A 12,563-nucleotide genomic window follows, 5' to 3' on the forward strand; every position below is an offset into this window, starting at 1 on the left:
TCTGCACGGACCACCACCCGACACCGGTCGGCCCTCGCAGTTCGTTGCCGAGTCCCGCGAGGGCCTGCCCAAACCCCCGGCTCCGCCCGCCACCTCACAGGCGGCCGGTGCGGTCCAGTGCGCGGTACCCGTCCGCCGTGGGGAACCAGCTCAGCGCGGTCGGGCCGGCCGCGTAGAGCGCGATGGCGTAACCGTTGGCGGCGGACAGCTCCGGGCCGACGACCGTGGTCAGCGCGAAGCCCTCGGCCTGCCGCCCGGTGTGCGGGTCGACGACGTGGTCCCGGCGGCCGGCCGCGCCCGTGGTGGCGACCGCGCCGGAGGTCAGCTCCAGCGTCTCGATCACGCGGCGGCCGTCGTACGGGTCGCGCACCGCGATCTTCCACGGCCGCCCGGCCGGCGAGTGGCCGCGCACCGTCACGTCCGCGCCCGCGTGGATCGCGTAGTTCTCGATCCCGGACGCGCGCAGCCGGGCCGCGGCCCGCTCCACCGACCAGCCCTTGACCAGGCCGCTCGGGTCGAAGCCGCCCGGCACCGCCCACGCGTCGAACCAGCCGTCCGTGGCCGCGCGCATCAGGATGCACCGGTCGACCAGGTCGGCGAGCGGCGCGTACAGCTCCGCGGAGATCTCGCCGCGGCGGAACCGGGAGACCAGGCTGCGCTCGCGCAGCGGGCCGAACGTGGTGTCCAGCGCGCGCAACTCCGCGACCGCGTCGGCGAGCGCCTCGCCCGCGCCGCGCCGGTCCATCGCCGGCGGCGCCGTGAAGCAGAAGCCGAACTGGTTCGCCCCGACCTGGACCTGGTGGCGGACCACGATCCCCTCGGTGCGGGCCCGGCCCAGGCCGAGCGCCCCCCGCATCCCGCTGACGACTGTGGTGGTCGTGGTCATGACGTGGTCCCCCGTCGGTGAACGACTGTGTCCAATGATCACCGTAGGCTCGGCGCCTGAACCCCAGATGGCCGCAGCCTATTAGTTTGCTGTGCGTTACCGAACCGGATGCTGGGACTGCCGTACCGATAAACGGGACGTGGGCGTAAGGTCGGCACAGTTCACGACGGTGTGGTGAGGAGTGCAGGCGTGGCACGGATCGCGGTGGTCGGCGGCGACGGCATCGGCCCGGAGGTGACCGCTCAGGCGATCAAGGTCATTCGGGCGGTCCTGCCGGACGTCGAGACCGTCGACTACGACCTCGGCGCCACGCGCTACCACCGCACCGGCGAGGTGCTGCCCGACTCCGTCCGCGACGAACTGGCCGGGTTCGACGCGATCCTGCTCGGCGCCGTCGGCGACCCGAGCGTGCCGCCGGGCGTGCTGGAGCGCGGCCTGCTGCTCAAGATGCGCTTCGACTTCGATCAGTACGTGAACCTCCGCCCCTCCAAGCTCTGGCCCGGCACCACCGGCCCGCTCGGCGCGGTCAAGCCCGGCGAGATCGACTTCGTGGTCGTCCGCGAGGGCACCGAGGGGCTCTACGCCGGCGCCGGCGGAGTCCTGCACCGGGGCACGCCCGCCGAGGTCGCCACGGAGGAGAGCCTCAACACCCGGCACGGCGTCGAGCGCGTCATCCGCGACGCGTTCGCCCGCGCGCAGCGCCGCGAGCGCCGCAAGGTCACGCTGGTGCACAAGACCAATGTGCTCACCCACGCCGGCGGCCTCTGGGCCCGCACGTTCGAGGCCGTCAAGGCCGACTTCCCGGACGTCACCACGGAATACCAGCACGTCGACGCGGCCGCCATGTTCATGGTCACCGCGCCCGCGCGGTACGACGTGGTGGTGACCGACAACCTCTTCGGTGACATCCTCACCGACATCGCGGCGGCCGTCACCGGCGGCATCGGGCTCGCGGCCAGCGGCTGCATCAACCCGGAGCGCCGCTTCCCGTCCATGTTCGAGCCGGTGCACGGCTCGGCGCCGGACATCGCGGGCAAGGGCGTCGCCGACCCGGTCGCCGCCGTGCTCTCCGCGTCGCTGCTGCTCGACCACCTCGGGCACGCCGACGCGGCCGCCCGAGTAACCGGGGCGGTCGCCGCCGAGCTGGCCGCCCGCACACCGGGGGCCCCGCTGCGCACCGCCGACATCGGTGACCGGCTGGCCGCCGCCGCTGCCTCCTGACAGCGCACGTTCCATCCGGTCGTACCCTTCGTGGGGTCGTTCCGGAGCAGTCCACGGCCCTGCGTATCCCCGTGAACGACCGTTCGGGGTAAGTTTCAGCAAACCGTGGATATGGAGGTTCCAGCGCTATGAGCGGTGGTGACAAGCTCGACTTCGAGATTCGTCCGAATCCCGCCCCGGTAGCCGCCGCCGATCGCGCCGCACTGCTGGCGAATCCGGGCTTCGGGCGCATCTTCACCGACCACATGGTCACCGTGCGGTACGCCGAGGGCAAGGGCTGGTACGACGCCCGCGTCGAGGCCCGCGCGCCGATCCCGATGGACCCGGCCTCGGCCGTGCTGCACTACGCCCAGGAGATCTTCGAGGGCTTGAAGGCGTACACCACGGCCGACGGCGGCGTCTCGATGTTCCGCCCGGACGCGAACGCGCGCCGCTTCAACCTGTCCGCCGACCGGATGTCCATGCCCGCGCTGCCCGAGGCCGCGTTCCTCGACTCGCTGCGCGAACTGGTCACCATCGACCGCGACTGGATCCCGACGGACGCGGACGGCAGCCTCTACCTGCGCCCGTTCATGTACGCCAGCGAGGTCTTCCTCGGCGTCCGCCCCGCCCGCGAGTACCTGTACCTGGTGATCGCGTCCCCGGTCGGCGCGTACTTCTCCGGCGGCATCAAACCGGTCACGGTCTGGGTCTCGCCCGACTACACGCGCGCCGCCCCCGGCGGCACCGGCGCCGCCAAGTGCGGCGGCAACTACGCCGCCTCGCTCGCCGCCCAGGCCGAGGCCATCGAGGCCGGCTGCGACCAGGTCGTCTTCCTGGACGCGGTCGAGCAGAAGTACGTGGACGAACTCGGCGGCATGAACATCTTCTTCGTCCTCGACGACGGCACACTGGTCACGCCGCCGCTGACCGGCACCATCCTGCCCGGCATCACCCGCGAGTCGGTGATCACGCTCGCCCGCGAGGCCGGCCACGAGGTCGTCGAGCGCCCGATCAGCTTCGACGAGTGGCGCTCCGGCGCCGAGTCCGGCCGCATCCGCGAGGCCTTCGCCTGCGGCACCGCCGCCGTCATCACCCCGATCGGCACCGCCCGCTTCCCCGCCGGCGAGTTCACCATCGGCGGCGGCGACTCCGGCGACATCACCATGTCCCTCCGCCGCCAGCTCGTCGACATCCAGCGCGGCTCCATCCCCGACACCCACGGCTGGATCCACAAGATCCTCTGACCCCTTCGAGCCCCCCGGAGGGCGCTCCCACCTCGGCAGCGCCCTCCGGCCATCTCCACCGCCCCCGGCGGCCCCCGTCGGCTGTTTCTGCCGCCCCCCGGCGGTGCCCGCCGGCTATGTCTGGCGCGGTGGCGGTGTCCGTGGGCTGTGTCTGGCGCCTGTGGCGGTGTCCGTGGGCTGTGTCTGGCGCCTGTGGCGGTGTCCGTGGGCTGTGTCTGGCGCCTGTGGCGGTGTCCGTGGGCTGTGTCTGGCGCCTGTGGCGGTGTCCGTGGGCTGTGTCTGGCGCCTGTGGCGGTGTCCGTGGGCTGTGTCTGGCGCCTGTAGCGGTGTCCGTCGGCTGTGTCTGGCGCGTCTGGCGGTGTCCGTGGGCTGTGTCTGGCGCCTGTAGCGGTGTCCGTCGGCTGTGTCTGGCGCGTCTGGCGGTGCCCGCCGGCTGTGTCTGCCGCCTTTGGCGGCGTCTTCCGGCTGTGTCCGCCGCCCCGCAGTGGTGTGCGGTTGTATCTCTCGCGTCCCGTCGGCGGTGTGCGGCTGTGTCCGCCGCCCCCGCCGTGGCCTGCGGCTTTGTCTCCGCGCCTGCAGGCGGCGGCCTGCGGTTGTGACCGCCGCCGCGCCGGTGGCATGCAACGTGTCCGCCGCCCTCAGCGGCGCGATCTTCTCTTCCTGTCGCGCGGGCATCGGCTTAACGCCTCGCGTATGCCGAGGCGGCGGGCGCCCCGCCGGGGTCACCGTCCGCGATCTCGTCTATGCGCGCCCTGCGGGCCGTATCTGGCGGCTAGACCTCCGGCGGCGTGTCCCAGAACCGCTGCGGATCGGCTGCTTGAGCGGGCGGTTCTGAACAGCGCGGTCTCTCCCGAGGCGTCGGGCGCTCCGCGCCCGAAATTTCGCCATATTGCGGGCTGGACAGGTTATCCATTGCGACTTTGTGAGGCTCAGGCACGTAATTCTCGCCGAATAAGGTGCCTGAGCCTCACAAAGTGAGCGATGACGCTGGACGAGGTTCACGTCCGCCCAACGCCGGAGTCAGCGCATACCGCTACATCATGAAATATCCGGCGCGAAGCGCCGGCGAAGCCCGGTATTCGACGGACTGCTGAGCCGCAGTGTCTTGCAAAGCCAGCCGCCACGAGCGCTGCGCCGGACCCCGCCGACAGACCTCCGCCGCGCCTTGCCGGTCCGCTGACCCTTGCCGGTCCGCTGGCCCTTGCCGGTCCGCTGGCCCTTGCCGGTCCGCTGGCCCTTGCCGGTCCGCTGGCCCTTGCCGGTCCGCTGGCCCTTGCCGACCCTTGCCGGTCCGCTGGCCCTTGCCGGTCTGCCGGCCTGCCGGTCCGCTGGTCCTTGCCGGTCCGCTGGCCCTTGCCGACCCTTGCCGGTCCGCTGGTCCTTGCCGGCCCGCTCGCCCTTGCCGACCCTTGCCGGCCCGCCGGCCCCGCCAGGCCCCCGCCGGTCAGATGTGCTGGCCGCCCGAGGCCTCGATGCGCTGCCCCGTCATCCACCCCGTGGCGCCGGTGAGCAGTGCCACCACCACTCCCGCCACGTCTTCCGGCCGCCCGATGCGGCCCATGCGGGTGTGGGCGCCGATCGCCGCCCCCACGTGCTCGTCCAGCAGCAGGCCGCCGCCGAATTCCGTGGCGATGGCGCCCGGTGCGACGACGTTGGCGGAGATGCCGCGCGGCGCGACCTCCGCGGCGAGGTAGCGGGTGAAGACCTCGACCGCGCCCTTCATCGCACCGTACGCGGAGTAGTAGCCCTGGTCGACGAAGCGGGCCAGGCCGGTGGAGAAGTTGAGGATGCGGCCGCCGTCCGCGAGCAGCGGCAGCAGCTTCTGGGTCAGGAAGAACACGCCGCGGAAGTGCACCGCGAACACCTCGTCCACCAGGTCGACCGTGGTGTCCGCGATGGTCGCGCCGGGGCCGGTGCCCGCGTTGTTCAGCAGGTGGTCGAAGCTGTCGCGGTCCCAGGTGGCGCGCAGCGCGTCGCGCACCGCGGCCGCGAAGTCGTCGAACGCGCCGATCTCCCGCGTGTCCAGCGGGATCGCGACCGCGGTACGGCCGCGCCGCGCGACCTCCGCCACGACCTCGTCCACGGCGGACTTCGCGGGCGTGCGGTAGGTCAGGATGAGGTCGACGCCGGCGTCGGCCAGCGCCAGCGCGTACGCACGGCCGAGACCGCGGTTGCCGCCGGTGATCAGGGCGATTTTGGACATGGTGGTCCCCTCGAACGGTGATAACGGGAGCTACAGGCCGACGGCCGACAGGAGCGCGAGCTTCTCGTAGCTCGGGCTGCCCGGCACGGCCGTGAACACCAGTAGCGTCTGGGACTGGCCGGGGTCGACCAGCGTCTGGCAGTGCACCTCGATGATCCCGAGCTCGGGATGGGCGATCCGCTTCGCGTCGAGGTGCGTGGCGGTGACGTCGTGCACCGCCCAGATCTCACGGAATTCGTCGCTGACCGCGAGCAGCGCGTCGACGAACTCGGCCGCGCGGGAGGCGCGGCCGTCGCGGGTGAACGCGGCGCGCAGCTGGGCGGTGAAGACCCGCCCGTGCAGCGCGTGGTCCTCGGCCGGGTAGTAGCGCCGCGCCTCCGGCTCCGTGAACCAGCGGTAGACCGTGGCGCGGGCCCGCCCGGTCCACCGGGAGTCGTCGCCGAGCAGCGCGATCGCGGGCCGGTTCTGCAGCAGCGTCTCGCCGAGCCCGTTGAACACCATCGCCGGTGTGTCGGCGAGCCGGTCCAGGATTCGCATCAGCCCGGGCGTGACGTGGTCGGTGTGCACGGTACGGCGCGGCGTCGCGTGCCCGGCCAGCCGGAACAGGTGGTCGCGCTCGTCCAGCGTGAGCCGCAGCCCGCGCGCGACCGCCGCCAGCATCTGCTCGGACGGCACCGGCCCGCGCTGCTGTTCGATCCGCGCGTAGTAGTCGGCCGACATCCCGCACAGTGCCGCGATCTCCTCGCGGCGCAGCCCGCCGGTACGCCGGCGCGGTCCACGCTGCAACCCCACGTCCTCGGGTTGCAGCGCCTCCCGGCGGGTGCGGAGGAAGTCGGCCAGTTGGGCGCGATCGGTCATGACACCAGCATGACCTGGAGTCACGCCCCGGATTAAGGGCCTACGTATCCAGGGACGACCTGTCCGTGGAATCGTCCGTGAGCAGGTGGGCCCGCATCGCGGCGACGGCGCCGGGAGAGACGCCGGCGTGCTGGGCGTAGGCCTCGATCGAGCCGTGGCGGTCGCGCAGCTCGGTGAGGAACGCGGCGATCGTGTCCGGGTGGGAGCCGAAGAACGGCGTCGGGTACGCGTCCGTGCCGGCCCAGGTGCTCCGCACGTACGCGGAGAACCGCTCGGACGCCTCCGTGCTCAGGCTGTAGTCGGCGATGATGTCGTCGTCGGAGACGCCGAGCAGGCCGAGCGTCAGCGCGATCACGATGCCGGTGCGGTCCTTGCCGGCCACGCAGTGCACCACCACGGGCGCGGACGACTCCTCGGCGATCAGGTTGAGCGCCTGCCCCCAGCCCTGGGCCCCGGTGGTGACCATGTCGCGGTAGCGGTCGGCCATCCAGCGCGCGTTGGTCAGGCCACTGCCCTCGAACGGCGTCTCGTCCCACTCCGCGTGCTCCGGGTGGATGTGGTGGTACTCCAGGCCGAAGTGCTCCGGCACACGCCCGTCGCGGGTCACCTCGTACGGCCGGCGCAGGTCGATCACGGACTTGATGCCCAGCTCGCGGAACGCGGCCTCGTCCGCGGCGTCCAGCCGGTGCAGCGAGTCGGAGCGGAACAGGCGGCGCCAGCGGACCGTGCGGCCGTCCAGCCCGGCGTAGCCGCCGACGTCACGGAAGTTGAAGGTGGCCGAGAACGGATAGCTGCGGGTCGTCTCCACCCGCGGAGGATAACGGCCGGTGGAGCTGCAGCTCCACCGGCCGTTGGTCACACGCGCCGCTCTCAGATGCGCGGCGGCGCGATCCCGCCCGGCGTCCCGTACGAGTCGCCGTAGTAGCTACCGAGCTTGTCCCGGTACGCGGGGTCGCCGTGCCGCTCGTCGTCGTACTCGGGAGCGGCCTTGATCTGATCCTTGGTGCGGTCCACGTAGACCTTGTGGTCGTCGTGGTCCACGTTGTTGACCACGCCGGCCGGCAGCAGGACCTTCTTGCCGAAGATCCACGGCCCGGTGTCGACCACCAGGTAACCGGCACCGACCTCGGTGCTGGCCGAGTCGACCTTGCCGATGTGGCCGTCGGTCGCCTCGACCTTGTAACCGGACAGCGCCGCGCCGGTCACGCCGGAGTCCTCGCGGTAGTCCCACGGGCTCCAGCCCTCGGCGCGCGACTGTGCCAGCCCACCCGGGTCCGGGGTGCGATACGTACCCGTCTCCGGACTGGTGGCGGGGTCGTACGCGTGCTGCGGCGTCTGAGGCGTAGGGCCAGTCATGATGGCTTTCCTCCTCGTCATCGACCCTGTGTTGCCCTGTCACGGATCGACATACCCCGCTGCGCCGGGCTCTAACCAAGCGCCTCCACGGCGTCGCGGGTGACCGCGGCCGCGTGCACGACGGCGGCGATCCGCAGCGCCTCGTGCACGTCCTGCGCGGTCAGCCCCGCGCGGCGTACCCCCTGGTCATGGTTGTGCAGACAGACCTCGCAGCCGGCGATGGCGGAGACGGCGAGGCACCACAGCTCGAAGTCGGCCTTGGTGACGCCGGCGGCGGCGAGCGCGGGCGTCGTGATCGCGCGCATGCGCAGCCGGGCCGGCCGGCGCGCGCCGCCGAGCAGGTGCGTGGCGCGGTAGTGCACGTTGTTCATCGCCATGATCGACGCGGCGGCCTTCGCCTGCTCCACCGCGGGCGGCGCCAGCCGCGCGGCCGCCTCCGCCGCGAACACCCGGATCACGGTCGCGTTCCGGGCCGCGATCGCGCAGGCCAGTGCCGCACCCCAGACCCGCGCCTCGGTCAGCGGCGTGTCCAGCAGCACGCGGCCGAGATTCACCCGCAGATCATCCGCGTACGGCGGAAGCGTCTCACGCAGCTCAGAAAGGTTCACCCTGATCGCCCGTCCCGGATTGTGGGTTTCTGCCACCGAGGAGTGGACAGCGGTGGCAAGCTTGCCACCGTGACGTACTCCGCCCTGATTATTGGCACCTAGCGCACCGGCATCCCCTCGCCGAGTGCGCAGACCTCCCGCGACCGCGGGGGGTCTTTTTGTTGGTCCGAACAAAAAGAAGGTATGGCCATGGAATTCCAGGTGTTCGACACGACGCTCCGCGACGGCGCGCAGCGCGAGGGGATCAGCTTCTCGGTCGCCGACAAGCTCGCGGTCGCCCGGCTGCTCGACGAGTTCGGCGTCGGCTTCATCGAGGGCGGCTGGCCGGGCGCGATGCCCAAGGACACCGAGTTCTTCCGCAGAGCCCGGGACGAACTGGACCTCACGCACGCGAAGCTGGTCGCGTTCGGCTCCACCCGCAAGGCCGGCGTCGACGTCGCGGACGACCCGCAGATCCGGGCGCTGCTCGACTCGGAGGCGCCGGTCGTCTGCCTGGTCGCCAAGTCGGACATCCGGCACGTCGAGCGCGCGCTGCGCACCACCGGGGACGAGAACCTCGCGATGGTACGGGACAGCGTCGCCCACTTCGTCGCCAACGGCCGCCGCGTCTTCCTCGACTGCGAGCACTTCTTCGACGGCTACCGGTTCGACCCGGACTACACCGCGTCCGTGGTGCGCGCCGCGCTGGACGCCGGCGCCGAGGTCGTGGTCATGTGCGACACGAACGGCGGCATGCTCCCGTCCCGGGTCACCGCCGCGATCTCGGACCTCACCGCCCGGCTCGGCATCGGCGCCGCCCGGCTCGGCATCCACTGCCAGAACGACACCTCCTGCGCGGTCGCGAACACGATCGCCGCGGTCGAGGCCGGCGTGAAGCACTTCCAGTGCACCGCCAACGGCTACGGCGAGCGCCCCGGCAACGCCGACCTGTTCGCCGTGGTCAGCAACCTGCAACTCAAGCTCGGGCTGCCGGTCCTACCGGACGGCTGCCTGGAGAAGGCGGTGCGCGTCGCGCACGGCATCGCCGAGATCGCCAACATCGCCCCCGACACCCACCAGGCCTACGTCGGGGCCGCCGCCTTCGCCCACAAGGCGGGGCTGCACGCGAGCGCGATCAAAGTGGACCCGGTGCTCTACAACCACGTCGACCCGGCCGTGGTCGGCAACGACATGCGCATCCTGGTCACCGAGATGGCCGGCCGGGCCAGCATCGAGCTCAAGTCACGCGAGCTCGGTGTCGACCTGGCCGGCCAGCCGGAGGCGCTGTCCCGGGTCACCAAGCGGGTCAAGGAACTGGAGGCGGACGGCTGGAGTTTCGAGGCCGCCGACGCCTCGTTCGAGCTGCTGGTCCGCTCCGAACTCCCCGGCGCCGAGCCGGCCCGCCCGTTCTCCCTCGAGTCGTACCGGGTGATCGTCGAACACCGCGAGGACGGCGCGGTCATCTCCGAGGCCACCGTGAAACTCCGCGTCGGCGACCGCCGGGTGATCGCCACCGCCGAGGGCAACGGCCCGGTCAACGCGCTCGACGAGGCACTGCGCCAGGCCCTGTCCGCCCACTACCCCGCGCTGGCCACGTTCGAGCTCGCCGACTACAAGGTCCGCATCCTGGAGGGCTCCCACGGCACCTCCGCCGTCACCCGCGTCCTGGTCGGCACCAAGGCCGCCGCCGACGGCGGCTGGACCACGGTCGGCGTCCACGAGAACGTCGTCGAGGCCTCCTGGCACGCCCTCGTCGACGCCCTCACCTACGGCGTCAACCACGCCACCGCGTCACTCACCCGCTGACGATCGCTCCACCGCTTCCGGCGCGGCCCGGTTCCGCACGTCCCGCAGACACCGCGCCGCTCCGGAAGCGGTCCCGCACCCGCTTTCCGCTTCCGGCGTGGCTGGATTCCGCGTCTCCCGGTGGCGCTGTGCAGGCTCCGGGACGAACGACCCGGACCCCGATTCTCCGCTTCCGGCGTGGCTGAGTTCCGCACGTTCCCGTGGGCGCCGTGCCGGCTCCTGGGACAACGACCCCGGCCCCGGTTTTCCCGCTTCCGGCGTGGTCGCGGTCCGCATGCTCCCGCGGGCAAACCTCGCCGCGGGCTCCGACTCCGCTGGCGCTCCGCTCCGCTCGCGGCGACGGAGCCGGTTCCGGCGTGGCCGGGAAAACCCACGGGCCGACGCCGTGGGCCGGGCCACGTCACGCGTGGCGGCCGCTCCGCTAGCGGAACGCCGCCACGCGAACCGCCCGCCGCCTCTGTGCGGGCTCCGTTCCGCGGAACGGAGCCCGCACATATCGCGGCCGGCGAGTACCGGTTCCGCGTTCCCCGCCGGGAAGGCAGGGTCGCGCGGGCCGGCGCCCACGCGGTCCGCTCACTTTGTGAGGCTCAGGCACGTTATTCGGCGCGAATTACGTGCCTGAGCCTCACAAAGCCACAGTGGACGATCATCTGCTGCCCTCGATATGCCGAAATTTCGGGCGCGGAGCGCCCGAAGCAGGGCCAATCGCGGACCGGCACTTAGCCCGGGGGATTGGGACTAGCGGAGATCAGGGCCCGGCGGTGCCAAGACCGGGCCCGGGGCCGGGCCGGGACCGGGCCGGAACCGGGGCCGGGCCGGAAGCCGGGCCGGGGCCCGAAGCCGGGCCGGGGCCGGGCCGGAAGCGGGGCCGCGGCCGGGGCCGGGCCGGAAGCGGGGCCGGTCTTGGCACCGCCCCCGGCGCCGCTACCCCGCGCGCGGCAGGGACAGTTCCGCGAAGACCGGGCGGTGGTCGGAGCCCGGCAGGTCCAAAATTTCCATGGACTCCACCCGGATGCGTTCGTCGACCAGCACATGGTCCAGTTGGACCGGGGGGATCGGGGAGCCGTCGTACGGCCAGGTGCCGGTCAGGCCCTTGCCGGTGGCGTCGGCCGCGTCGCGGTAGCCGGAGGCGATCAGGTCGCGCAGTGGGGAGTGGTCCAGCGTGGAGTTGAAGTCGCCGAGCAGGATCCGTGGCGGGCCGTCCGGCGTGGCGCGGGGCTCGTTGTGCAGGTCCACGCGCCAGTCGTCCAGCACCGGCGCGCCCCAGGGTGCCATCGGGTGCACGGACTCGGCCACCACCGGTACGGCGCCGGGCACGGTCAGCGTGCCGTACGCCTGGGTGAATTCTGACGGGTGCTCGCGTACCCCGGCGTCGGTCATCGGATACCGGGAGTAGAGCGCGGACCCGGCCGCCGAGAAGATCGGGTTGAGTTGCCGGTACGGCAGGATCGCCGCCAGCCCGCGCGACTCCAGGCCCGCCTCCACCTCCGGAGTGAACTCCTGGATCGCCAGCACGTCCACCTGGTGCCCGCGGATCAGCTCCATCAGCGCGTCCAGGTCGGCGCCGCCGCCGAGCACGTTCGTGGCCATCACGCGCAGCGCGGGGCCGCCGCCCGCGCCGCGGTCCGGGTCGGGCAGCGCGCGGGGCAGCACCATCGCGGTGAGCGCCACCGCGGCCAGCACCGCGAGGCCGGCCGCCCACCAACGGCGCAGCGCCAGCGTGAGCGCGGCGACGACCAGGGTGCCGCCGGTGACGTACGGCGTGAACGCGATCAGCTGGATGATCGGCCCGTAGTCGAGGCCGAGCGCGCGCACCAGCGCCCACACCGCGCACGGTACCGCCGCGACCCAGCAGAGCGTGGTCAGCAGCGAGGTCTTCCGGGAAAGATCCACACTCATGTCCGGGACGGTATCGGCGCGGGGCACAGGTCCGCCACGAAACGCCGGTGTGCGTAATGCGACGCAACGATCGCCGCGCGCGGAACGTCAGCCGGCCAGCGCGCGCACCCGCGCGACCAGGTCGGCCAGCGCGAACGGCTTGCTGAGGTACGCCGCCTCGCCGGGACGCTGCTCCGGGCTCTGCCGCGCGGTGAGGAACAGCACCGCGGGCGGCGCCTCCGACGCGCGCATCTCGTCCGCGACGCCCGGCACGGTCAGGCCGAGCACCACCACGTCCGGGCGGGCGGAGGCGGCCGCGGCGACCGCGCGTACCCGGTCCGGCGCGGTGAGCACCTCGAAACCGGCGGCGCGCAGCGTCATCGAGAGCAGCCGCCGGACGTTCGCGTCGTCGTCGGCCACCAGGACCCGGCCGGACGCGCCGGCCCGTGCGTCTGCTGTGGAGCCCATGCGAGGGACCCTGTCAAACGAGGCTGCGGTGGTGATGAAGCCATGCTGAGAGACGGCTGTGAGGGGTGGGAACC

At 72.3% G+C, this 12,563-nt stretch carries 11 protein-coding genes; 3 read left to right on the plus strand and 8 right to left on the minus strand.

Going from position 1 to position 12,563, the window contains the following annotated elements; genetic code table 11:
• Positions 1-94: 94 nt before the first annotated feature.
• Positions 95-886 (minus strand): FAD:protein FMN transferase, encoded by a 792-nt coding sequence (locus J2S41_RS00075; RefSeq protein ID WP_310361365.1) that lies wholly within the window; start codon positions 884-886, stop codon positions 95-97.
• Positions 887-1,075: 189 nt separating this feature from the next.
• Here J2S41_RS00075 and J2S41_RS00080 point away from each other — a divergent pair, with 189 nt between their 5' ends.
• Both J2S41_RS00080 and J2S41_RS00085 read left to right on the plus strand, forming a co-directional pair.
• Positions 1,076-2,107, plus strand: coding sequence for a 3-isopropylmalate dehydrogenase (locus J2S41_RS00080; protein ID WP_310361368.1), 1,032 nt, complete (start codon positions 1,076-1,078; stop codon positions 2,105-2,107).
• Between the two features lie 128 nt (positions 2,108-2,235).
• Positions 2,236-3,333: a branched-chain amino acid aminotransferase gene (locus J2S41_RS00085; RefSeq protein ID WP_310361371.1), complete on the plus strand. Its 1,098-nt coding sequence runs from the start codon at positions 2,236-2,238 to the stop codon at positions 3,331-3,333.
• A 1,444-nt stretch (positions 3,334-4,777) separates the two neighbouring features.
• On the opposite strand, the gene J2S41_RS00090 is transcribed toward J2S41_RS00085, so the two are convergent.
• From J2S41_RS00090 to J2S41_RS00110, 5 genes are all read right to left on the minus strand, one after another.
• Complete coding sequence (locus J2S41_RS00090) at positions 4,778-5,536, minus strand: SDR family NAD(P)-dependent oxidoreductase (RefSeq protein ID WP_310361375.1); 759 nt, start codon at positions 5,534-5,536, stop codon at positions 4,778-4,780.
• Positions 5,537-5,566: 30 nt separating this feature from the next.
• Positions 5,567-6,394 (minus strand): helix-turn-helix transcriptional regulator, encoded by an 828-nt coding sequence (locus J2S41_RS00095; protein WP_310361377.1) that lies wholly within the window; start codon positions 6,392-6,394, stop codon positions 5,567-5,569.
• Between the two features lie 40 nt (positions 6,395-6,434).
• The gene (locus tag J2S41_RS00100) at positions 6,435-7,202 is read right to left on the minus strand and encodes a tyrosine-protein phosphatase (RefSeq protein ID WP_310361379.1); all 768 of its coding nucleotides are present in this window, start codon (positions 7,200-7,202) and stop codon (positions 6,435-6,437) included.
• A 62-nt stretch (positions 7,203-7,264) separates the two neighbouring features.
• Entirely contained in the window at positions 7,265-7,771 is a 507-nt protein-coding gene (locus tag J2S41_RS00105; protein ID WP_374728094.1) for a PRC-barrel domain-containing protein, read from the minus strand.
• Between the two features lie 50 nt (positions 7,772-7,821).
• The gene (locus J2S41_RS00110; protein ID WP_310361381.1) at positions 7,822-8,304 is read right to left on the minus strand and encodes a carboxymuconolactone decarboxylase family protein; all 483 of its coding nucleotides are present in this window, start codon (positions 8,302-8,304) and stop codon (positions 7,822-7,824) included.
• A 243-nt stretch (positions 8,305-8,547) separates the two neighbouring features.
• Here J2S41_RS00110 and cimA point away from each other — a divergent pair, with 243 nt between their 5' ends.
• Positions 8,548-10,143 carry a citramalate synthase gene (cimA, locus tag J2S41_RS00115; RefSeq protein WP_310361382.1) on the plus strand — a complete coding sequence of 532 codons (1,596 nt, stop codon included), beginning with the start codon at positions 8,548-8,550 and terminating at the stop codon, positions 10,141-10,143.
• Between the two features lie 924 nt (positions 10,144-11,067).
• Here the strand turns inward: cimA and J2S41_RS00120 are convergent.
• Complete coding sequence (locus J2S41_RS00120) at positions 11,068-12,042, minus strand: endonuclease/exonuclease/phosphatase family protein (RefSeq protein ID WP_310361385.1); 975 nt, start codon at positions 12,040-12,042, stop codon at positions 11,068-11,070.
• Between the two features lie 87 nt (positions 12,043-12,129).
• Positions 12,130-12,489 (minus strand): response regulator transcription factor, encoded by a 360-nt coding sequence (locus J2S41_RS00125; protein WP_310361388.1) that lies wholly within the window; start codon positions 12,487-12,489, stop codon positions 12,130-12,132.
• Positions 12,490-12,563: the final 74 nt, after the last annotated feature.

It is taken from the genome of Catenuloplanes atrovinosus, assembly GCF_031458235.1.
Lineage (GTDB): Bacteria > Actinomycetota > Actinomycetes > Mycobacteriales > Micromonosporaceae > Catenuloplanes > Catenuloplanes atrovinosus.